Consider the following 22194-nt stretch of genomic DNA (forward strand, 5'->3'; position numbering starts at 1 on the left):
GAAACTCAGCGCCTGAAACCGCTGGGAGAGATGGGACGAGGATTGGGAAGCAGAGCACAAAAGCACATCAGTGAAACTTCCCAATCCGATTATGCTAAGCTGTCAGCTAGTTCACGACTATCAACTCGCGGGCAACATCAGCTAGCCGCTCGCCACCTTTTTCGGTAACAACAATCGACTCCGATATTGCGGCTCCGAACGCAGGCGGCYTGACCCCAGATTGGAAATGGAAGCACATGCCCGCCTGGAGCACAGTCTTTTCTCCGGCGCGAATGCTCACGGTACGTTCGCCCCAGTCCGGCGGAAAATTCATGCCAATTGAGTACCCGGAGCGGCCTTTCTTGGTGTACCCATGGCGGTTGAGAACGCTATGCCAGACGGCATTCACCTCGTCGACGACTACACCGGGCTTTGCCATTTCGAGTACAGCGTCGCCACCTTCCACTATGGCATTGGCAAGATGCCTGACCTCTGCGGGTGGCTTTCCCATATAAATGGTACGCGTTAGCGGCGCATGATAATGACGTCTCGCTGCCGCAACTTCCAAGAGAATCAGTCCCGATGACGGCAATGGTTCATCCGACCACGTGAGGTGCGGAGCGTTCGTCTTTTCGCCAACCTGAATCAACGGACAAAGGCTAGTATAATCGCCGTATTTTCCGCCAACACCTCTTGTTTGAGAGGCGTAAATCTGAGCGACGATTTCGTACTCCGGGACTCCCGGCTTCAGATTTTCGATCGCCGTTCGCATGGTGTGGCTGACAATCAGGCCCGCTTCTCTCATATAAACGAGTTCAGCGTCGGATTTAACTAGTCTCGCCCAATTAACCAGTCCGCGGCTGTCGGAGAACTTTGCATTTGGAAGCCCTTTAACAAGGTGCTGGTGTGCTCGCGCAGTATAGAAATGCGCATCGAGTTCGACCCCTATGCGATCGGATCCCCATCCACGTAATTTTATGATTTCGCTGACTTCGTCGTAGGGATGCAGCTCCACATGATGGAGTCGGTCATCGGAAAAATTGATGATGTTCTCAGCAGGCAGATCCGTCGTAGCATGAGCACCGTTTACGTCAACCAGCCGTCCAATCCACATCGGCGATTCTGATTGCAGGTGCAGTAGGACAACTTGGGGCGTGTAGAAGGACCAGGCGTCGTAACCGGTCAGCCAACACATATTTGCGGGATCTTGGCAGATTAATAGGTCCAGTCCTGCTTGCTCCATCCGTGTCTTCACGTCATGAACACGGCGTTGGTACTCCGCAGGCAGAAAGGGTTTCTGATACGTCATTTCGTAGTCGTCCTCTGCACCTAGATCGGCCAAGCATTCTGCTAATGCCATCCGTACTAATCGAAACAACATAGCATGCCTCCCAGGACTACTTGGCGCGTACCCAGCGGGCCAGCCGCAGAAAACCTGCGTTTTTGGCGTCTTGCGCGCAGTTTGGCTTCCCGTTGTGAGAGACTTTGGCGCCGCGACCGCGGCTCTTCTTGCGCCGGCAGCAAGGGAGGAGGTGCGAGCGTAGGTTTGGCACCTCAGATTTCCAGATCCATCGCGACGATCGCTCAGAGCGACCTCTCGAATGAAGTTCACTCACCGGGTCGCCCGGATCGTTCTTTGAGTGATGCACTCTTGGATGACGAAGCGCCACTACAACTGGGCCGTGCATACTGCGGAATATACGTGTCCGGCACACCCGGCCACAGCGCGGTCGACGAAACTTACCAGCTACGCCGCGCTCGAGACTTGACGCGTCGCTGTCGTCGCCCATGCGTAGACTGGTACGAATGCCACCTCCTTTGATGGTCCATAAAAGCAAGCGGGGAGAGCAGACGGCGAAAAACTCAGCAGAACCTCATTATTCGCAGGAGAACGTCCTGGCAGCGCAACACAGCGCTGCCAATCCTCGCAGTCGTGGCACTAGTTTGGTGAAGACGAGCAGCCGATATGGAGTTACACATGAAAGGTTCCGCGACCGCAGCATTAAAGAGGCTCAAACGGCAGAACCTTCTGCAAAAATGCGCCTATGTGAATGGCGCTTGGCTATCAAAGGTTGAAACAATCTCGGTCGTGGACCCGGCTACTGGCGAGGAACTGGCCCAGGTGGCAGCCTGTGAGAGATCCGATGTAGATACTGCAGTCAGCTTCGCGATCACCGCATTTCAACGATGGCGCGATGTTCTTCCTTCGGAACGCGGCGCGCACCTGCGGAAATGGGCCGCAGGTATGCGCGAGAATGCGGAAGACCTTGCCGCGATCATGACTGCCGAGCAAGGCAAGCCATTGACCGAGGCGCGCAGTGAGATTTCATATGCCGCTAGTTTTCTTGACTGGTTTGCAGCGGAGGGTGAGCGGGCATATGGCGAGACCATCCCGAGCCATCTTGCGAGAAGCCGACTCTCTGTGCAGATGCAGCCGGTCGGAGTGACGGTCGCTATCACCCCTTGGAACTTTCCGTCGGCGATGATCACCAGAAAAGCAGGAGCCGCGCTGGCTGCCGGCTGCACCATGATTGTCAAGCCGGCCCCGGAAACGCCCTTGTCAGCTCTGGCGCTTGCTCGTCTTGCCGAGGACGCGGGAGTTCCCGCCGGCGTGTTTCAAGTGATCACGGGAGAGGCTGCCCCGCTCGCAAAACGGCTATTGGATCACAGCGATGTGCGGGCATTCTCCTTCACTGGCTCGACCGAGGTCGGTCGGGTCTTGCTCGAGCAGTCGGCAAAAACCCTGAGGAAGGCTTCACTTGAGCTCGGCGGCAATGCTCCTTTTATCGTTTTCGATGACGCCCCTTTGGAGACTGCCGTAGCTGGATGCATGGCAGCCAAATTCGCCACGTCCGGTCAGGACTGCCTGGCAGCCAACAGGATCTATGTCCAGGGGGGAAGTTATCAGCGCTTTGTGCACGAATTCGCGAAGGCCACCAGCAAACTGAAAGTCGGGAACGGATTCGAACCCGGTGTCCACATTGGCCCAATGACTAAACCATCTGTCGTCGAAAAGTGCAGGCGACAGATTTCTGAAGCTCTTTGTGCCGGAGCCCGCATCGTTGTTGGTGGACAGGACAGTCCTCTCGGGGGAAATTTCGTGACCCCGACTGTTCTCGCCGACGTCACGGACGGCATGCTGATCGCCAAGGAAGAGACCTTTGGGCCGGTGGCTGCAGTCCTTCCGTTCGATAGAGAGGCGGAAGTGGTTGCGCGAGCTAACAATTCGGAAATGGGCCTTGCGGCTTACGTTTACACAAGAGATCTGAACCGCGCCATGCGGGTGACCGATCAGTTGGAGTACGGCATGGTCGCGGTCAACACCCCGAAATTCACCGGCGCTCCCATACCGTTCGGCGGGTGGAAGCAATCTGGCCTCGGCCGCGAGGGCTCAAGACATGGTATCACCGAATATCTCGAACCCAAATACGTGTGCATCAGTAACATCGCAGACTAAAAGGAAAGCCGTATGACTATCGACATCAAGGATATCAGCGAGAAGGATAGAAACGCTGTCCTGCATCCTTTCACGCAACTGAAGGATTTTGCCACCGGCAAGCTTGGTGATCCGACCATCATCGAGACGGGTGAAGGCATTCGCATCCAAGATGCGCATGGCAACCGACTAATCGACGGATTCGCCGGCCTTTATTGCGTCAACGTCGGGTATGGCCGCACCGAAGTCGCCGAGGCGATTTCCCGCCAGGCTTTCCGTCTGGCCTACTACCATTCCTACGCTGCCCACACAACGGACGAGCTCGCAATCCTTTCCGATCGCCTCGTAAAGATGGCGCCGGGCAAGATGAGCAAGGTCTTCTATGGCWTGTCCGGCTCGGATGCGAACGAGACCCAGGCCAAGCTTGTCTGGTACTACAACAATCTACGGGGCAAGCCGAACAAGAAAAAGATCATCTCGCGTGAACGCGGCTATCACGGGTGCAGCGTCGTGTCCGGCTCAATGACGGGCATGAGCTTCTATCACGACCATATGGACCTGCCGCTCTCGCAGATCGTTCACACCGGTGTTCCACATCACTACTGGGGCGCCAACCCTGGTGAGTGCGAACGCGAATTTTCAGCGCGGCGCGCCGAGGAACTTGATCAGCTGATCGAACGCCTAGGCCCGGACGATGTTGGCGCCTTCATCGGCGAGCCGGTGCTCGGCACTGGCGGCATCACGCCTCCTCCGGAAGGCTACTGGGAAGCAGTCCAAGCCGTGCTCAAAAAACACGATGTACTGCTCATTGCAGATGAAGTCATCACCGGCTTTGGTCGGACTGGCTCCATGTTCGGCTCGCATCACTACGGTATAGAACCAGACCTCGTCACGATCGCAAAGGGTCTTACGTCGGCCTATTTCCCCCTTTCCGCGGCACTCGTCGGTGAAAAGATCTACAAGGTCCTCGAGGACGGGGCGGACAGGGTAGGCGCATTCTCGCACGGTTACACCTATTCAGGTCATCCGATCGGGGCTGCCGCGGCCAACGCGGTACTGGACATCGTCGAGAAAGAAGACCTCCCGGGGAACGCTCGCGAGGTCGGTGCATTTTTCCAAGCGCTGCTGAAGCAAAAATTCGCGCAGTTGCCTATCGTCGGCGAAGTGCGCGGCGTCGGCCTCATGGGCGCAATCGAGTTCGTGACCGATCGGGACAAAAAGAGGCGTTTTGATCCCGCCCTCAAGGTAGGTGCACGAATTTCCAAGGCGGCGCGTGAACGCGGGCTTATCGCTCGCGCCATGCCGCATGGTGACATTCTGGGCTTCGCTCCTCCCTTGGTGACAACCAAGGCTGAGGTCGAAGAAATCGTTGGCATCGCAGAAAGTGCAGTGCGCATCGTTATGGATGAGCTCACGCGAGATGGGCTGTACATCTGAGGCGAACGGCTGCCGGGCTTGAGGGTGTCAGGACACACCGCTCTATCGAGCGATCACCCGATGGCGAGGCGCGGTGGGCCGGCGCCGGAAAAAAGCGCCCGAGAGCGGAGCTCAGCCCCGCTCTGGAATCCGGCGCGATCGAGCTTTCGACGCAGCTAGCACGGTTTTTTCGCCAGAATGCTGTCGAACAGGTTCGATAGCCATTTTGCATGCTGCTCTGGTCCCCAACGAAGGAGTAGTCGCGCAGTTMGCATGATGCCGTGGGAAGCACGACAGACCAGGCTAGGAGAAAGGGAACCCGGGGATGCTAGACTCACAGTCCACATGCCGAAATTTTTGCTTTTACCTCCTGCCGGCCTTTTCGCTCCAGGCCTTCTCGTCGGCTGTAGAAGCGTTGAGACTCGCCAACGAAGTGTTGGGGCGGGACGTGTATAGGTGGCAGGTCATTTCAGACGACGGGGAGCCCGTGGCCTCAAGTTGCGGGTTGTTGGCATGCACCGGATCGTCGTTGTCCTTCGAACGTGAAAAGAGTCGTCGATTAATCTCGGCACCGGCCGTCGTTGTCGTCGGCGGTCAGAATGCTCCTCGCCCACACAAACAGCTTGAAGCCTGGTTACGAGAGTGTCGCAATCGTCGCAGCAGCCTTGTAGGGATAAGTAGCGGCACGATTGTGCTCGCTCGAGCCGGACTTGCAGAAGGGCGGCGTTGCGCGGTTCACTGGGAACAATTTCCTATATTTTCGGAGCGTTTTCTCGGCGTAAGTGCCACTCAAACCGCCTTCGAGCGGGATGGGGACCTGTATACCTGCGCCGGGGGAGATGCTCCCTTTGACATGTTTCTAGATTTGATTGACCACGACCATGGGACGATAGTCGTCAATCGCATTTGCGAAAAGGCCATCGCGTATAGGACCCGTTCTGCGGGTGACCGCCAACGTTTGCCTATCCATTCTCGAGTGCGACTAAACCATCAAGCAGTTATCAAGATAATCGACAAGATGGAGGCAAACCTCGCGGAGCCACTGCTATTGGACGAGCTTGTGGGACTAGCCGGCCTTTCCCGCCGTCAAATCGAGCGGCTGTTTAGGCGGGAATTGGGATGTTCTCCGAGCCGCTACTATTTGGATCTTCGTCTGGAACGTGCGCACCTGCTGCTCATCAGCTCGCGCCTGCCAGTCGTCGAAATCGCGATGGCTTGCGGCTTTGTCTCTGCATCGCATTTCTCAAAATCGTATCGCGACGCGTACGGATGCGCGCCGCATCAATCACGATTGCCAGTTTACCAACGAGAGATAGTGCGGTCGGACGGGTCGGAAAATAGAACCCGGCAAATCGATCGGAGGCTAAGTAACGAAAGAAGGCCTAACTGCCACTAGGAGAGCGCCGCATTGTTTCTCTAGATAGAGTATGGCGCTCCATTTGCTGTCAGAATAACCAGCCCGGGGGGGACCAGAGTTCGAACTGGTCCGGCTTATACCAGCACTTCTCCAATGCCCCGTTGTAAGCCGGGTCGGCCCAGCCTGTTTACTCGCATGGCGTTAAGTGAACACACTCGGCCACGATAGAACTCGGGCATCACGATAGAATAGGATGATTCCGTACGATCCAATTGCCCTTTGCGCTCAGCTAATACCGCAGCAGGCTTTCCGGCGTCCGCGCCGAAATGGCGCGCCGCAACCTTGACCTTGCTGATGGTGAACGATGTCGCCAACCAGCACTACATCACCGACGGCTGGTCGTTTCTGCACGCCGCAAATGGTCCTGGTGCACTCGCCGACGAGGAGCCGGTCTGGTTCGGTCGCGCCATGGATGCCGCTGGCGGGTGCTGACGGCGTGGATGAAGCCCGAGAACGTCGTCGGCTTCCCGGAAGATCATGTCCATCGCGCCGACCGCCATCCGACGGAATGGGATTGCCGCCTGGATTGAACGGAAGGGCTGGGGGCGCGGCAATATAGCCATCGAGCTCGAGGCCCACTACTATTCCCCGAAGGCGCATGCGCGGCTAACCGCGGGCCTCCAATGCAATCTTCCACGATGCCGACCTTCTGGTGAACTTGATCCGCAGCGCCGGGCGTGCGCGAGTGCGACGCCATCGCCAAGATGCAGGCCGCCCAGATAGCCGGCTCGCGGGATTTCGCTGGCGACATCACCGCCCTGCGGCCGACCATATTGGGTGGCGAAAACGCCTCGGCACCGCACATCATGTGCACCGCCGCTTTGGCGACAACGAAATCGTCGCACTCGAACTCGCCGGGGTTGTGCGCCGCTACGCCGCAGGGCTGGCGCGGACGCTTCAGCTAGGCGCGATGCCTGCCAAGGTCGGCGACACCGGCAAGGCCGTGCTCGAAGGCATGAAGGCCGTCCTTGCTACACAGCCTGGTGTTGTGGCGGAAGACGTCGAGGCGACCTGGCGCAAGGTCATCCAGCGCTACGGCCTGAAGAAGGAGTCCCGCATCGGCTATTCGATCGGAGCCGCCTATCCGCCAGACTGGGGTGAGCACACGATCAGCCTGCGCCAGGGCGACAAGACGATTTTGAAGTCGGGCAACGTCCTTCATTCCATCCTCGGTATGTGGATGGATAGCGGATAGCTGGGGGATCGAAGTGAGCGAAACGATCATCGTCACCGCCGACGGCTGCGAGACGCTCACCAGCTTCCCGCGAGAGATCCACGCCAAACTCTGAAACCGGCAATGGATTGATGGATGCCGCGCTGGAGCGCAGGATGATCGAGATCCGCCGCCACCTCCACCGCAATCTGGAGCTCTCGAACGAAGAGCGCGAGACGCAGGCCTATCTCAAGAGGCCGGGTTAAGCGGAATCAGGCCTGTGGCAGGCTTCGATCAGGCCGTCGATGTCGTAGGTGCCGCCGGTCCCTCGAACCGCAAAATCGTGATCCGCGCCGACATCGACGCGCTACGATCACTGGAACCCCGGGCGTGCCGTTCAGCTCCGAGCGTCCGGGCGTCATGCATGCCTGCGGCCAGGACGCTCATACAGCGATGGGCTATGCGGCCAGCGTTCTTCTGGAGCGCCAGAAGCAGTCGTTTAGCGGCATCGTCAGAATCATCTTTCCCGCAGGTCACTTCAAATTCCCCCGGTTGGGTTCAGTCAAACTCCCCCACCTGCAAGGCAGGACAGGAAGTGGATTTGTTAGTTTGACTTTGTTTCCCGGGCAAGGGCTTCAGCGGCTTCTTTGAGGCGATAGCTGCGGCCATCGAACTCAAGCAGATGGCAATGATGCATCGCCGATCGAGTATCGTCGTGCTCATGGTGGTGTCTCGCAGGTACGTGCCCCAGTCCTGCACCACCCGATTGGAGGTGACGATGACGCTGCGGCGCAGTTTGTAGCGCTGATGGATCAGGGTCTGCAGCCACGCGCCGGCGTCGGCGGGGATGGCGCGTGCGAGGAACAGATCGTCCAGCACGAGGAGATCGCAGTCAATGATTGTTCGCATCCGGGCCTCGCGTTGCGCGGGGGCGTTCAGAGCGTGGCGGTGGAAGAAGTCGTCGGTCTCGAGATACTGGACCTTGTGGCTGTGCAGGATCGCCTGATAGGCAATCGCCTTGGCGATGTGGGATTTCCCGGTGCCGGGTTTGCCGACGAGCAGGGCGTTCTCGCCGGCGGCAACGAACGCCAGTGTGTGGAGCTGGAAGCAGGTTTGGCGCGGCAATTTGGGATTGAAGGACCGGTCGAACTTGGCGAGCGTCAGTTTTTCATCGAGCCCGGATTGCTGATATCGCCGCTCGATAAGTCGGGATTGGCGACGGTCCAGTTCGTCCTGCAGGATCAAGGAGAAGGTTTCCAGGAAGGGTTGGTTTGCGCCCTGCGCCTGCAACACGCGCGTCCGCAGCGTGTCGCGGACGCCCGAAAGGCGCAGCTGTCGCAGGCAGCGTTCAATTTCGGGTATGGTCATCATGGGATTGGGTCTCCAGTTTGAGGTGAGAAGGCGCAGCGGCAGCGCTCGTGGCGCCGAAGCTGGTCGGGGTTGCGCAGGCGCCACGAGCGTGGATCGCAGGGGCACGGTCGTCGTGGGCGTCGGCCTGGGCGCCATCGTTGCCGGCATCGTGTCGCGCAGCTCGGCTGAAGAGGTCGCCATATTCCGCGGGGGCGCGGATCAGTGGATGATCCTGGGTGAGCTGCGAGGCCGGCTGTGGAGCTTCTTCAACCTGTTCCAGCGCCTGCTCGAACAGCCGCTCGACAGTCGCGCGTACGTGCCTGTAACGGTAGATGCCGTTGCTGATGGCATGAGCACAGGCTTGCTCGCCCAGCCGTGTCGGATATTTCCGGCTCAGCCCGACAATGCCCCACATTGCGCGCTGTCCGGGGCGTCCCTCGGCATCGAACATGTGTTGTCACAGCGCCCTGGTTTGGGGACCGATGCGACCGGCGTTCGCCAGCAGCACGGCGGTTTGCCGCGAGGGATTGAACGGCCGTTCGTCGGTCGGCAGGACGACAGAACCGGGGTGCGTCATCCGGGAATGAACGCGCAGCAGCGCATGGGTGTGGCGATCACGGATCTCGATCGTGGAAGCGTAGACGCGCACGTTGACCTGACTGCCGATGAGCGCCGGCCGCGCGGCGTAAAAGCTGTTGTCGACGCGAACGGTGGTGTCGTCGCAGACGGTCCGAACCACTTCAGTGAACATGCGGAAGGGTGCGATAGGCAGTGGCCGCAGGTGCGGCTTTTCCTCCTGGAACATGGCCTCGACCTGACGACGAGTGCTGCCGTGGATGCGCTTGGAAGCCCAGTTTTCCTCCCAGTGCCGCAAGAACTCGTTCTGGGCTTCCAGCGTCTCGAAGCGCCGTCCGGTCAGCGCGGTGCCCTGGGTATGTTGAATCGCGTTTTCGACGCTCCCCTTCCGATTGGGGTCCGCCACGCGGGCCGGGTCGGCGACGACGCCGTAATGGGCCAGCATCGCACTGTAGATCGGATTGAGCTCGGGTTCGTACAGATCGGGCTTGAGGACGCCTTCCTTCAGGTTGTCGAGGACGACATAACTGACCACCCCGCCAAAATATCGAAATGCCTCTTCGTGAAGCTGCGCCCAGACTTGCTGGCTGGATTTCCAGACCACTCGCCGGAAGCTGCGCCGCGAATAGCGCAGCGTCATCACGAACAGGCGGGGCCGGCGATATCGGCCGCTCTTGGGATCGATCGTCAGCGCGCCCTCGCCATAGTCGACCTGGGCTTCCTCGCCGGGAAGGAATTCAAGGCGATCAAACTGCTCTGGATCGCTGTGTCGCAACGTGCGCACAAACCGCTTGACGCTCTGGTAGCTGGACGGAAAGCCAAATTGATCGACCAAGTCCTGGTAAATCGCTTGCGCATTCCGTTTCAGGCGGACCTGGTCTTCGATCCACGTCCGATGCGGTTCGCAGGCCGACCGGGCCAGGCTGCTGGTGACCGTCGCTCCCGACACTCCAGAAGCCGGTGGTCGGGGTGGAGGAATTTGGTCCTCCGCGCTTGCCGAGCCGGTGGTCACTTGCCCGGGGGAATTTACCTCCGCACCGTCCCGCTGTGCCTGGTAACGCCGTATCGTCTTGCGATCGACCCCCGTCAGCCTTTGAATCTCGCGTTGGCTGGTGTTGCGATCAAGTAGCGTCAGTACGGTGCTTTGCAGATGTGCCTTCAAGACGTTCAACTCCCGGTCCCCCTTGCGGTATGGAAGGGGGCGAAAATAAACGTCCTGCCTTACCGGCTACCGCTGTTCAGCAGCGCTGCCAGTGATCATCAGGTGGGGGAGTTTCAAGTGACCATACCTGGGGGATTTTGACCGACCCACGGGGTCATCTTCCAGCCCGCCGAAGAGGCGGAACCGCTCGGCGGCCGCCGGGTCGTCGCGGAAGGGCTGCTGGACGATGTCGACGCGGCGATCGGCATCCATGTCGATCCCTCTACCGCGACCGGAAAGATTGCGGTCGGCGCGGGGCCGCATACGCTTGCCTGCGATATTTTCGACATCACCATCACCGGCAATTCCGCGCATGAGGCAAAACCGTCCGTAGACGCGCATTGCGGTGGCCGTCTCTTCGGGATTGCAGACTGCACATGGCCAGGTGCAGCGGTTGCCGTCGTAGCCCGCGAGAGCAGATGCGCGTCCGGGAATGTTGGCTGTAGAGCAAAATGGAGTTCTGTTCGCTGCCGATTTAGACATACCTTTGACGGATGAGTCTGTTGACAGCTTCGCTCTGATCGATGTGAACGGCATGCCCTGCATTGTGCAGCAGGTGGAAATCCGAATTCCTGATCAGCTTTGCCAGCTTCAGCCCTTGTTCCGGCGTTACGGTTGGGTCGTCCTTCGACCAGATAATCAACGTCTCTGACTGAAGCCGATCAAGATAGGGGAAGATGTATCTTTGTTGTAGCGCAACATAAAGACGCATATTGGTTTCTTCTTCGGGCAGTTTCTGGAATATCTCCCATTGTCCGCGAGCGGTAGCTCGTCGATAAGCCTCTCGCTTCGCGTGTTCCACATCCTGCCCACAGGCGCGGGTGCCTTTCCACCATCTACTAACGTATTCCTCTTCGCTTGGCATCGGTCCCGAATAGTCGTAAGCCTGCTGGCAGGCCTGCATCCAAGCATCGTCACGGTCGTCTCCAAACGCTGGTGATACGGAGTTGGCGGTCAGCAGTACGAGCTTGGAAACAAGATCGGGACGCACGATCGCGACCCGCGCGGCGACGAATGATCCTTCTGAATTACCTACCAACGTGATCTGCTTCAATCCGAGCGCTTCGATGAAGCCAAGCACGTGATCCACACGACCCAGCCGGTTGATGTATTTGTGATCAGCGGGATAATCCGTCCCACCGAAATGGAGCTGGTCAACCGCGATCACTCTGAACTGGTCGGATAGGCCGTTCAGCTGCCGAACGAAGGAACTCTTTCCCTCCGCGCCGAATCCGGCACCGTGTAGAAACACAATCGGCTCACCGGCTCCGGCCTCGCAATATGAGGTCGCGATATCTCCAACCCATATGCGATGTTGAGTAATCATTTGATTCCTGGCAAAACTGGTCGTGTCAGGTTCGGCTTGGATATCGAGCGGACCGCTTGTTCATGAGTATACCAGCCTCACTGGGGCGCCCTTGCGCAAATCATCTTCCATCAGCGCAGGAAATCAATGCTACATCGCTGATTGCGCACACAACCACCGTTCGTTGGTGGGCCTGGAAGAGTCCTCGCTACCGGTATTCGCGTTCGATCATTACGAATTGTGGACATATGTCCGTGCCCACGATCGCTTCGGATAAGCCGTTGCTGTCTCTGGAGCGGGACATCAGCTAGCGGCGGCGACGGTAGCGCACTTCCCTGCACGGACCTCGTAGCAGTTGCGACTAGAGCCTCGGAGAATCCGCTGCGTGACTTCTTGGGGAAGGCCGCCGGGTTTCTGGTAGCCTGGCGAAGGACCATGCCTCGGACGGGCGGCGACTGTGAGGCCGTCTCTCGGCCGGCATACGGCCGCCGGATCAACTCGGAGCAGCATAAGGGCATCTAAAGTCGGTGGCCGAGAGCAGCACGCTATCGCAATTCGACGACCGGAAGGCGCGAACTGATGAGCAGCAAAACAGTTGAGAGCGACGCGCTCGAGCTCCCACTGTCCCCCTAAGACGGCGCTTCTTCTGTAACGGGCCTCGTCTTGGCAATCCCTCGTAACTTCGTCCGATGCCGGGTCTTGCTTCTGTCCGCAGTCGGCGCTTTTGGCCGCTGCCTGATGGGATCTGATCGGGATCGGCTGGCCAATCTAGGGACGCGCAGTCATCAAACGAACTGCTCCCTGCTTAGCGGAAACGAATCCAACGTTCCGGCAACGGACGTCGTAACGGCAGGATCTGGTGTCGACGCCCGCCGTGTTCCTCCTTATCCTTATCCTCTCATCGAACGCTTCACGAAACGACTGCCGCAGGACGGCCTGTCGTCAGAAAGCGCTCAGCGCTGCGCATCATCTGGTGCAGAACCACCGCCAGCTGCGCGCGAATGCAGCCTTGGCCTTTCGCATCCCGGCCCGCTTCGCCACCACAAGCGCCCAGGACTTCAAGGCAGAGCCCTTGACCTGTCGCGTCAGCATCACGTTGGCCGCCTCGTAGAGCGCCACACCCAACCCCATGGTCGCCGACCTTGGAGATGCGCCCCGCCAGGCCGGCCTCACCAGGCTGGTACTTCCTCGGCGTCAGGCCGAAATGGGCGCCCACCATCCGGGACGAGCGAAACCGCGACGGGTCGTCGATGGCCGCCGAAAATGTCAGCGCTACCAAAGCCCCGACCCCCGGGCACGCTCATCAGGTTGCGCACCTGCCCATCGCGACTTGCCAACCCGACAAGACGCTTCTCGATCGTCTCGCACAGCAGCACCGCTCGGGTCTTGAGAAGAGCCTCGGCAATCTGCTGCAGCGTGTCATGATGGGCGACCAGTTCGCGAAGCGGCCGCTCAAACGTCTTCGGCGTCGTCGGGCCAACCTTCAGGCCAAAGCCGCGCAAGACCCCGCGGATGCTGATCTCGGCATCGTGCCGCTTCGGCTGCAGTGGCTTGCGCGTGGTCAGCAGGGCGCGGACCTCCTGTGCCGGCAGTGATTGCAGTGCACGGGGCGGAACCAGCCAAGCCGCATGAGCTGTGCAATGCCACGCGCATCTTTGCGATCCGTCTTCACCGGCATCGCCTTGAAGGCGTCGCGCACGTGGCGCGTCGCGAGAAGCTCCACTGCCAGGCCGAACGCCTGCAGCCCAGCAAATAGCCATTGCGACAGCGGGTCTGCCTCTAGGCCAATCCGCGCAAGCGGTACTTCGAGCGCCGCAAACCAGGAGATCAGCGTCTCCGGCTCGCTCGCCACACGATCTTGCCCTGCCCATCAACCACACAGACACTTGAGCATTCCAATGACACATCAATCCCGGCATAATAATACACCGTCGTCCTCTTTGATGTTTGGCGCTGGCTTCGGCCATGACGCCGTTCACACCGTCATTGTGAGGGACGACCGCCTCGACCGAAGGTCTGGCCGCGGCGCCAGAGGCCCGTTACCCCATTTAGTTATTTCGCCTCCAGTACGGCGCTGAGGAACTGCCGCGTCCGCTCGTTCTGCGGATTGCCTAAGAGCTGGTCGGGCGGGCCCTGCTCGATGATCTTGCCGTCGTAGAAGAAACAGACCCGGTCGGAGAATTCCTTTGCGAAGCCCATCTGGTGCGTGACCATCAGCATAGTGAGGTCATGCTCGGCGCCGAGCTTGCGGATGACGCTGAGCACCTCCCCGATCAGCTCCGGATCGAGCGCCGAGGTCACTTCGTCGAACAGCATTACCTTGGGCCGCATGGCCAGCGCACGAGCGATCGCCACGCGCTGCTTCTGTCCCCCGGAAAGCTGGATCGGGAAGTGATTCTTCTTGTCGCTGAGCCCCACCATCTCGAGCAGTTCGGCTGCGCGCGCCTCGGCGTCCTTTTTCGGTAGCCCGAGCACGGAAACCGGCGCCTCCATGCAGTTTTGCAGCGCGGTCATGTGCGGGAAAAGATTAAAGTGCTGAAAGACCATGCCGATCTTGCCGCGCACGCGCCTGAGATGCCGATCGCTCGCCAACACCATCTGACCCCTCTTCTGCACGTGCGTCAGCGGCTCACCGTCGACCCATATCACCCCCCCGTTGATGCGCTCCAGCGTCATCAGCACGCGCAGCACCGTGGTCTTGCCCGACCCAGAAGGGCCGATGATGCAAACTTTCTCGTTGCGGGCGATGCTGAGATTGAGTTCGTTAAGCACGGTCAGCGCGCCGTAACGTTTTGTGACGTTCTCGAACCGGACCATGGGTTCGTTCATGACCTTCCCGTTGCACGGGATGTCGGGATTGTCCAGCACGGTCAGCGCCCCATAACGTTTTGCGATATTCTCGAAGCGGATTCTTGGCTCGTTCACGACGGACCTCCTACTGCAAATGATAGCGGCGGTTGAGCCACAGGCTAACCGATTGCACGATGGCGGAAGCGACCAAGCTGAACACGAGAAAGAAGAAGCCGGCCATGATTATGGCCTCGGTATAACGGTAGTGCTCGGCCCCGAAATTCTTCGCCTGTTGCAACATCTCCAGGATCGCAATGGCCGCTAGGATGGGCGTTTCCTTGAACATGCCGACAAAGTAGTTGCCCAGGCCGGGCACGATGGGGGGGATCGCCTGCGGCAGGATGATGGCGCGCCAGGTTCGTTGCCGCGACAGGTTGAGCGCCGTGCAGGCCTCCCACTGGCCTTCTTCCACCGCCAGGATGCCGGCGCGATACACCTCTGAGCAATACGCGGCGTAATGGATGCCGAGCACGCCGATGCCAGCCGTCCAGGCGGGGATGACGACACCGAACTGCGGTCCCACGAAATAGACGAAGAACACCTGCAGCAGCAGCGGCGTGGAGCGGATGAACTCCACGATCTCCGTCACGGCTATGGACACGTAGCGGTTCGGCGACTGGCGGATCAGCGCGAAGACTAAGCCCAGCACCAGCGCGATCGCGAAGCCGAGCAGTGTAGACTGAACCGTAACTATCGCGCCGCGGTAAAGGTACGGCAACGCTTCCCACACGTAGGACCAGTCCCATATGCTCATGACAGCACCTGCCGCACAAAGCCACTTGATAGACGACGCTCCAGCCAACGCACGAAAGGCGTGATCAGGGCGCGCGCGATGACGTAGTAGCCAAACAGCGCCACCGCGAAAAACAGCAGGTAGTTGCCGGTGGCGTCGGCTGCCAGCTTGGAGGCTGCGGTAAGCTCGGTGATGGTAATGAAGAAGATGAGCGAGGTCGACTTAAGCAGCTCGATCAGTAGGTTGCCCCAGGGCGGCAGCATGATCCGGACCGCTTGCGGTAACACGATGCGGCGCATCATGGTGAGCCGTCGGAAATTGAGCGCGATGCTCGCTTCATACTGGCCACGGTCGACGGCCTGGATAGCAGCGCGCACCAGCTCGGCGCCGTATGCGGAGACGTTCATGCCGATGCCGAAAATTGCGACGGTCCACGGCGCTAGGGCGACGCCGAAGATTGGCAGCACAAAGAACAACAAGTACACCTGCACCAGCAGCGAAGTTCCGCGGAAGAATTCGATATAGCCAACCGCAAACCAGCGCAGCGGCCAAAGGGGAGAGACCCGGAGCAGGCCAGCGATCAGCCCGAGTACGATCGAAACCACAGATGCGCCGAAGGTTACGACAAGCGTGGTCAGAGCGCCCTTGACGAGCGCCGCCACGCTGAAGCCAAGCGCGAATTCGTTCATGTCCTTGCTCCCCGCCGAGCGCCTCCCGGGCCATGACCGGGGAGGCGCATCAGGTGTGGAAACGGCTGACGCCGGGCATCACTCCTTGCAGAGCTCGGCGGTCGTGGTGCCGTCCGGCAGGTGGATTTTGGTGTAGCCGTACTTGCCGACCGACTTCATCATCTCGTCTGAGCCGATATAGTCCTTCAATACCTTGTTGAAGGCGTCGACCTCGGCCTGCTGGTTGGGCAGGAAGGCGATACCGGAGTAGCCGGGTTTTTCCGACGGGCTGTACGGATTGGCCAGTTCGACGCTGGCGTCCTTGTCGGCGAGATCCTTAACGGTGAAGTAGAAGGCCGAGCCCCCGGCGGCGCGAYCGGCTTTCACCGCCTGCAGGATTTCGGCCGGGCCGGCGACCTGCATGATACGATTTTCCGGAATGCCGACGTCTTTGGCAGTCTTAACCGTCTCGTAACCGGCGGCGGTGACCAACGTTAGGCCCTTGTCACGGATATCGCCGAAGGAGTGCAGGTCTTCAGGGTTGCCCTTCGGCACAATTAGGCCCTCAGTAAACTTTCCGATCGGTTCGGAGAACAGCACATTACGGCAGCGCTCGGGTAGGATGTACATGCCACCGGTGATGATGTCGAAGCGGCCCGCCTGCAGGCCAGGAATGAGCGAGCCCCATTCCGCCACAATCGGCTCGACCTTGGTCGTGCCGAGCTTCTTGAGGATGTCGAGGGTGATGGCGTTGAAGAAGCCGAGCGGCTCGTTGTTTTTGCCCGGATAGGCGGAGGGAGGGGTGTTGGAGAAGCCGATCCGGATCGTCCCTCCGCTCTTGATCTTCTCGAGTAGCGTCTGCGCCGAGGCGGAACCGGCGAACCAAGCGGTTGCCAGCGCCACCACACCCACCGCAGCCATACCCTTCAGAATAGCACGCCTGAAAAGACCACCCCTGTGCTCAATGTATTGCCACTTGTTCATTAGTAATCCTCCGTTCTTTCTCGCCGCTGGTCACACCAGCACGCACCGTGAGGCGACTTCATATCCATCTGTTGACATAAATTATGATGCGGCGGTTCCCTTGCTATGCGGGCTCAACATTGCGCCTCGGTAACCTGGTTCGTTCCAACTTGCCCATCCTTGATACCGGGCCGCTCAGTGCCCACTTTGTGAATATAGCAGCACAAAGGGGCCGCTTTGTGCGAAATATTGTTAACATACGCAGTGAATCGGCGTTTTCTCTGTCTAGCGTAGAGGCCGACGATTCTGCTGCTGGAGTGGGAGATCCCTCGCTGTACGCAACATCACTGGGTGGGCACACGCTAGAGCGAAGGGGCCAATCCTGCGCCAGAGCTCGAGTACGCCCCTGAGGGTGGACATTGATCAGGCTGCTGTTTTGCCAGTCTGCCGGATGTGTTGATCCTCGAACTGCTGTGGGCTGAGATATCCCAGCGCCGAATGGAGCCTGCGCTTGTTGTAGACCTCCTCAATGAAGTGAGGAAGGTATTCGCGACTTCCTCGAATGTTTCGAAGGCCATGGGATAGACCGCCTCGGTCTTGAGCGTCTTCATGAAGCTCTCTGCGCCCCATTGAGCCGATCAGACCATTACAGCTCAGTGTCTCGCGGTAGAGCTCGGCCGCATACTGGGCGGATTCAAGCGGTCGTCGCAACACCTGAACGAAGGAGGTTTCGATGGGCATTGGAAAGCGACGATCACACCGTTCTGGACGGGCGTCGTTGCCATCACCGGGACGTCCGCTGGTCAGCCTCTGCGCTCTCCCCAACCAGAATCGCTGCAGTTCAGATCGCCCCGTCACTGGCGAAGATGCTGCGCTGGCGGCTGGTATGTCGCAGCCTGTTGGAACCAGATTGTTCCGACAGGCGGGCGGCATGGCACCAGCGATGTTCAGATCTTCCACCAAGCCGCCGTCAGAGCGATACCTTGCGTTTGCGGAACGTGAGGAGATCGCACAGGGCCTTTTCGAGACGCGAGATCGGACGCCGACTTGACCGATCCGCCTCGACATCTCCCGTGAGCTACGACGCAATGCCGCGACCCGCAGCGGCGGGCTGGAATATCGTCCATCGACAGCCCAATGGCACGCCGACCGATCGGCCCGTCGGCCCAAACCGACCAAGCTTGCGCTCAACACAACCTTGCGCACTTATGTGGAGCAGCGACTGGCCGGCGTCGTCATGACCCCAAGTGGCGCAGCCGTTCCTGGTCCGGCCGTTCGGTGGAAGGGCCGCCGGCACGGCCCGCGAAAGGATCGGCGATGGGCCAGGGCTTGGAGCCCGGAGCAGATCGCCCGACGCTTGCCGATCGACTTCCCGGACGACAAGACGATGCTCATCAGCCACGAAGCCATCTATCAAGCCCTCTTCGTTCAGGGTCGGGGAGCGCTACGCCGCGAACGGTCGGCCTGCTTGCGAACGGGGCGCGTGCTGCGGGTCCCCAGGGTCCGCGTACGCAGTCGAGGTAAGAGCTTTGTCTTGCCGGAGATCATGATCAGTCAACGCCCCGCCGAAGCGGCCAATCGCGCGGTGCCGGGTCACTGGGAGGGAGACCTCATCCTTGGCCTTGGCAGCTCGGCGATCGCACGCTGATCGAACGTACGACACGCTTCACGATGTTGCTGCATCTTCCCCGGCTAGCAGGCATGGCGAAGCTCCGCGCGTGAAGAATGGCCCTGCTCTCGCGGGACATGGGGCCGAAGCCGTGCGCGATGCGATTACCCGCACCATCATTACCTTGCCCGAAGAACTGCGCCGTTCGCTGACGTGGGATCAGGGAGCCGAAATGGCTCAGCACGATCGTCTCAAGATCGACGCGGGTGTCCAAGTCTACTTCTGCGATCCGCAAAGCCCCTGGTAGCGCGGCAGCAACGAGAACACCAATGGACTGCTGCGTCAGTACTTCCCGAAGGGCACCGACCTGAGCGTCCACAGCGCCGATGAGATCGCCGCCGTGGCCGCGGCCCTCAATGCCCGACCTAGAAAAACCCTGGGCTGGAAAACGCCGGCGGAGGCGCTTGACGAGTTGCTGTCGTGAGTGAACACAATCAGTGTTGCGACGACCGCTTGAATCCGCCTTGGACGCCTCGGTCGGAACGATGGATCAGGCCTGGCGGCGGCTCTCTGCGGTCGATAGCCGCCATCAGAGCTTTGGTCGTGAGGTGCGGGTCGATCGAGCGGCCGATGGCGTATCCGGCGAGCGCGACTACGCGTCGAGAACGATGGCGACGTAAACGAAGCGGCCCGGCACAGCCACATAGGTTATGTCGGCGACTCAAAGCTGGTTTGGACCGGTCGGAACGGCGTCCTTTGCCAGATTGGGGGAAGATCGGGCTGTCATGGTCGCCGTCGGTGGTGGCAATGAAGCGCCGCCGGACCTTGGGCTGCAGATCATGCGCGCGCATCAGGCGCCTGATCTTCTTATCGTCTAATCGCAGTCAAGCGCTGAGGTTTTGGACCTTGTCGTCTTCGGGGTCGACACTTGTGTCGCCGCATCATGGCCCACGTCAGTGGATCTCCCCATGTGATTCCCGCGATCGTCGTCGCGTAAGAAGTTTCGGGATGATCCTGCCGGCGTCCTCCTCAGGACGACTACGATGTGCAATTGATTAACGTGCTCCTTCGAAGGCCGTCCCGTCCGTCCAAATGCAATGCAGGATGACTGCGAGCTTACGGGCAACGGCGACCTTTGCTTTCTTGGCGCCGATCCGGATCATGAGAGCCAAGCCCCATTGGCGCAAATCGCTATCTTTTTTGGCTCGCGTCAGCAACGTATTGGCAGCCTCGAACAGCAAGCTGCGGGCAGCACGATCGCCCGACTTGGAGATGCGACCGGCGATATCGACCTCTCCCGATTGGTAGCGTCTAGGCGTTAGGCCCAAGTACGCACCGACATCGGTTGATCGGCCAAAGCGTTTTGGATCATCGATTGTCGTCGCGAAGGTCAACGCGGTGATCGCGCCTACTCCGGGGACGCTGGTCATTCGATGACATACCTCGCTTGCCCTGGCTATACGAATGAGCTGCGCATCGAGCGCGCGTTGGCGTTCACCAGCAACGCGCCAGGCGCAAAGCAGCGCCTCGATTGCGGACCGTACTAACGCGTCTTCGGGGCACCTCGACAACACCATCTTATCGAACGTTCCGCCCTTTCCGGGAGCGAGAACAACGCCGAATGTCTTCAGCAAACCGCGGATCTGGTTCGAGAGGGTTGTCCTGATGGATACCAGCTGACCGCGCGCCGTCAGAATTGCTCGTATGCGACAACTCGCCAGGCTCTTCACCGCAACGGCGCGATACCAACCCGAGCGCACGACCTGCGCAATGCCATGCGCGTCGTTGGCATCGGTTTTGTTCACCTGCAGCGACAGCGCAGCCGCGACCCGGCGAGCATGGATGCAGTCGACCTTGAGGCCGAGCGCCCGCAGTTCGCGCCAGAGCCATATTGAGAGTGGACCAGTCTCCATGCCGATCCTGACAGCGCCGCCAGCATGCTCTCTAAGTGCGACAGCGATGCTGTTCGGCTCCGTCCGGCACTTGCCTCGCCAGATCCGACGTCCCTCGACATCCACCACACAAATCTCAGTCTCTTTCTGCGAAACATCCAGGCCTACATATGTCGACATCGCGCTCTCCAATGGCATCATTGACACGAGCAGCTTACTCGATGCTCGCATGCCGATTAGGCCATGTGGTTCACGACCAGGCCCTGTTGGGGCGCCGCGTCGTCCGGGCGCTCCGGAATGACTGCGCGGCAGGATCTTGGGCGTTTGAGCGACGCTGTTCGCGCGCTCAGTCCAATATGAAAAGTTGACGCGGCGCCTTTGTGAGAACCTCGACGCCGGATTCGGTGACGAGAATGCTTTCGCTAAGCACATAGCCGAAGTCTTCCTCGACCCAGGAACCTAGATGCAAGTGGAAGGTCATGTTTGGCTCGAGAACCGTGGTATCGCCCAGCTTTAGGCTGGTCGTGTTTTCCATCCAGTTGATACCGATGGAGTATCCGGCGCGCGACCGCTTCTTGAATCCGTGCTTCTCGGTCGTGCTGTGAATCACTTTGGCCACTTCTCCGCTGACGGCGCCGGAGCGTATTACATTAAGCCCCGCCTCGAGGCCGGCGAGTTGGGCTTCATGGATACGCAGCAAGCGATCGGACGGTTTGTCCAGGATATAAGTCCGGCAGATTGGAGCGTGGTAGTCATGTCGGACGCCAGCTATTTCGAGATTGACCTGTGAACCTTCCCGGAGGATGTCCTCGCTCCAGGTGGTATGCGGATTTCCAATTCGAGACGTGGCGCAGAGGTAGGGCGTTGCGATCCAAGTTCCGGGTTTGCCGTTCGCTCCGCGGGCGAGCGTCCGAACAATTTCGGCGATGGCATCTGCCTCCCTGATGCCGGGGCGCATAACTTCGGCGGCCCTAAGCACACCTGCGTCCGAAATGGCAGCCGCTTCGCGCATGACGCTGATCTCGAGATCCGACTTGAGCGTGCGAATTCGGGTTACCACGGTCGAAAAGTCATCCATGCGGGCCTGCGGCAAACGGCACTTAAACTTTTCACCCGAGTAGAGCGTCAAGTTGCACAGCTCGAACCCAATACTGCACTGCCCCAATCCCTGATCCAACAGGAAGTCAATTACCGCATCGTGACCGTCCTTGTCCGGGTCACCCACCAAATCTTCTGTGTAGCCTATGATGCTGTCACGTTCCATGAAGGTTTCCTGGACGGCCGCAGCAACGTCCATCCAACGCAGGATGAAGACCGGTTCTTCCCGTGAGCTCAAGATGACAAGACCGCGCGTGTCATAAGAGCGAGCAACCGACCCCGTGAGGTAAGTTATATGTGCGTTGTCTGTGATGACAACCGCGGCGGTGTCACGCTCAGCCATCCTCGTTTTCACCGCATTAAGCCTGCGCAGATATTCCGAGCGCGGGAATACCTGCGGACCTTTGACTACTTGCATCAAAAACTCCCTCGGATGTACCTCAGTGTGTGTCTGACCAGGGCTCATGCTCCTTGCCCTGGGCGCACGCCGCCCCTATATTGCTCTCGATCTCGGCACCTACAATTCAACAGCTCGATAGGGACCGCA

Annotated in this window: 14 protein-coding genes and 5 pseudogenes; 7 read left to right on the forward strand and 12 right to left on the reverse strand. The window is 59.5% G+C overall.

What is annotated here, in order from left to right:
- Positions 1 to 106: 106 nt before the first annotated feature.
- Positions 107 to 1321: a M24 family metallopeptidase gene (locus LCM4577_RS17635; protein WP_371410055.1), complete on the reverse strand. Its 1215-nt coding sequence runs from the start codon at positions 1319 to 1321 to the stop codon at positions 107 to 109.
- A 636-nt stretch (positions 1322 to 1957) separates the two neighbouring features.
- Between LCM4577_RS17635 and LCM4577_RS17640 the strand changes: the two genes are divergently transcribed.
- The 5 genes and pseudogenes from LCM4577_RS17640 to LCM4577_RS17660 all read left to right on the forward strand — a co-directional run bounded on the left by LCM4577_RS17640 (position 1958) and on the right by LCM4577_RS17660 (position 8052).
- The gene (locus LCM4577_RS17640) at positions 1958 to 3436 is read left to right on the forward strand and encodes an NAD-dependent succinate-semialdehyde dehydrogenase (protein ID WP_071072657.1); all 1479 of its coding nucleotides are present in this window, start codon (positions 1958 to 1960) and stop codon (positions 3434 to 3436) included.
- A 12-nt stretch (positions 3437 to 3448) separates the two neighbouring features.
- Positions 3449 to 4852: an aspartate aminotransferase family protein gene (locus LCM4577_RS17645; protein ID WP_071072566.1), complete on the forward strand. Its 1404-nt coding sequence runs from the start codon at positions 3449 to 3451 to the stop codon at positions 4850 to 4852.
- A gap of 304 nt (positions 4853 to 5156) precedes the next feature.
- Positions 5157 to 6227, forward strand: a complete 1071-nt coding sequence (locus LCM4577_RS17650) for a GlxA family transcriptional regulator (protein WP_083354756.1) — start codon at positions 5157 to 5159, stop codon at positions 6225 to 6227.
- A gap of 287 nt (positions 6228 to 6514) precedes the next feature.
- Positions 6515 to 7537 (forward strand): annotated as a pseudogene (locus LCM4577_RS17655) (M24 family metallopeptidase).
- 284 nt (positions 7538 to 7821) lie between these two features.
- Positions 7822 to 8052 (forward strand): hypothetical protein, encoded by a 231-nt coding sequence (locus LCM4577_RS17660; protein ID WP_338012038.1) that lies wholly within the window; start codon positions 7822 to 7824, stop codon positions 8050 to 8052.
- Here the strand turns inward: LCM4577_RS17660 and istB are convergent.
- Positions 8006 to 8772 (reverse strand): annotated as a pseudogene (gene istB, locus LCM4577_RS17665) (IS21-like element helper ATPase IstB). The gene LCM4577_RS17660 and the pseudogene istB overlap by 47 nt on opposite strands.
- Positions 8750 to 10498, reverse strand: a pseudogene (gene istA, locus LCM4577_RS17670) (IS21 family transposase). Before istA ends, istB begins: the two co-directional pseudogenes overlap by 23 nt.
- Before the next feature lie 147 nt (positions 10499 to 10645).
- Here istA and LCM4577_RS17675 point away from each other — a divergent pair.
- A complete protein-coding gene (locus tag LCM4577_RS17675) occupies positions 10646 to 11026 on the forward strand; it encodes a M20/M25/M40 family metallo-hydrolase (protein WP_338012039.1) in 381 nt (126 codons plus the stop codon).
- Here the strand turns inward: LCM4577_RS17675 and LCM4577_RS17680 are convergent.
- The 7 genes and pseudogenes from LCM4577_RS17680 to LCM4577_RS17710 all read right to left on the reverse strand — a co-directional run bounded on the left by LCM4577_RS17680 (position 11004) and on the right by LCM4577_RS17710 (position 17789).
- Positions 11004 to 11855 carry an alpha/beta fold hydrolase gene (locus tag LCM4577_RS17680; RefSeq protein WP_071072571.1) on the reverse strand — a complete coding sequence of 284 codons (852 nt, stop codon included), beginning with the start codon at positions 11853 to 11855 and terminating at the stop codon, positions 11004 to 11006. The genes LCM4577_RS17675 and LCM4577_RS17680 overlap by 23 nt on opposite strands.
- A gap of 889 nt (positions 11856 to 12744) precedes the next feature.
- Positions 12745 to 13763, reverse strand: a pseudogene (locus LCM4577_RS17685) (IS110 family transposase).
- A gap of 123 nt (positions 13764 to 13886) precedes the next feature.
- Positions 13887 to 14663, reverse strand: a complete 777-nt coding sequence (ehuA, locus tag LCM4577_RS17690; RefSeq protein WP_071072672.1) for an ectoine/hydroxyectoine ABC transporter ATP-binding protein EhuA — start codon at positions 14661 to 14663, stop codon at positions 13887 to 13889.
- Between the two features lie 106 nt (positions 14664 to 14769).
- Entirely contained in the window at positions 14770 to 15438 is a 669-nt protein-coding gene (gene ehuD, locus LCM4577_RS17695) for an ectoine/hydroxyectoine ABC transporter permease subunit EhuD (protein WP_071072573.1), read from the reverse strand.
- Complete coding sequence (ehuC, locus tag LCM4577_RS17700; RefSeq protein WP_071072575.1) at positions 15435 to 16106, reverse strand: ectoine/hydroxyectoine ABC transporter permease subunit EhuC; 672 nt, start codon at positions 16104 to 16106, stop codon at positions 15435 to 15437. Before ehuC ends, ehuD begins: the two co-directional genes overlap by 4 nt.
- Before the next feature lie 78 nt (positions 16107 to 16184).
- Positions 16185 to 17069, reverse strand: coding sequence for an ectoine/hydroxyectoine ABC transporter substrate-binding protein EhuB (gene ehuB / locus LCM4577_RS17705; protein ID WP_244508357.1), 885 nt, complete (start codon positions 17067 to 17069; stop codon positions 16185 to 16187).
- A gap of 402 nt (positions 17070 to 17471) precedes the next feature.
- The gene (locus LCM4577_RS17710) at positions 17472 to 17789 is read right to left on the reverse strand and encodes a hypothetical protein (protein ID WP_131803468.1); all 318 of its coding nucleotides are present in this window, start codon (positions 17787 to 17789) and stop codon (positions 17472 to 17474) included.
- On the opposite strand from LCM4577_RS17710, the pseudogene LCM4577_RS17715 reads away from it, so the two are divergent.
- A pseudogene (locus LCM4577_RS17715) lies at positions 17782 to 19141 on the forward strand (IS30 family transposase). The gene LCM4577_RS17710 and the pseudogene LCM4577_RS17715 sit on opposite strands and share 8 nt — an antisense overlap.
- Before the next feature lie 571 nt (positions 19142 to 19712).
- On the opposite strand, the gene LCM4577_RS17720 reads toward LCM4577_RS17715, so the two are convergent.
- Complete coding sequence (locus LCM4577_RS17720; protein ID WP_071072673.1) at positions 19713 to 20729, reverse strand: IS110 family transposase; 1017 nt, start codon at positions 20727 to 20729, stop codon at positions 19713 to 19715.
- A gap of 166 nt (positions 20730 to 20895) precedes the next feature.
- On the reverse strand, positions 20896 to 22065 hold the full coding sequence (locus LCM4577_RS17725; protein WP_071072674.1) for a Xaa-Pro peptidase family protein: 1170 nt from the start codon (positions 22063 to 22065) through the stop codon (positions 20896 to 20898).
- Between the last annotated feature and the right edge of the window lie 129 nt (positions 22066 to 22194).

Source organism: Mesorhizobium sp. LCM 4577 (genome assembly GCF_001854795.2).
GTDB lineage: Bacteria > Pseudomonadota > Alphaproteobacteria > Rhizobiales > Rhizobiaceae > Mesorhizobium > Mesorhizobium plurifarium.

Excerpts from the sequence above, each read along its gene's own strand:
- LCM4577_RS17640 (WP_071072657.1), top strand. The coding sequence starts at position 1,958 with ATGAAAGGTTCCGCGACCGCAGCATTAAAGAGGCTCAAACGGCAGAAC.
- LCM4577_RS17650 (WP_083354756.1), top strand. The coding sequence starts at position 5,157 with ATGCTAGACTCACAGTCCACATGCCGAAATTTTTGCTTTTACCTCCTG.
- LCM4577_RS17660 (WP_338012038.1), top strand. The coding sequence starts at position 7,822 with ATGCATGCCTGCGGCCAGGACGCTCATACAGCGATGGGCTATGCGGCC.
- LCM4577_RS17680 (WP_071072571.1), bottom strand. The coding sequence starts at position 11,855 with ATGATTACTCAACATCGCATATGGGTTGGAGATATCGCGACCTCATAT.
- ehuA (WP_071072672.1), bottom strand. The coding sequence starts at position 14,663 with ATGAACGAACCCATGGTCCGGTTCGAGAACGTCACAAAACGTTACGGC.
- ehuD (WP_071072573.1), bottom strand. The coding sequence starts at position 15,438 with ATGAGCATATGGGACTGGTCCTACGTGTGGGAAGCGTTGCCGTACCTT.
- ehuC (WP_071072575.1), bottom strand. The coding sequence starts at position 16,106 with ATGAACGAATTCGCGCTTGGCTTCAGCGTGGCGGCGCTCGTCAAGGGC.
- LCM4577_RS17710 (WP_131803468.1), bottom strand. The coding sequence starts at position 17,789 with ATGCCCATCGAAACCTCCTTCGTTCAGGTGTTGCGACGACCGCTTGAA.
- LCM4577_RS17720 (WP_071072673.1), bottom strand. The coding sequence starts at position 20,729 with ATGTCGACATATGTAGGCCTGGATGTTTCGCAGAAAGAGACTGAGATT.
- LCM4577_RS17725 (WP_071072674.1), bottom strand. The coding sequence starts at position 22,065 with ATGCAAGTAGTCAAAGGTCCGCAGGTATTCCCGCGCTCGGAATATCTG.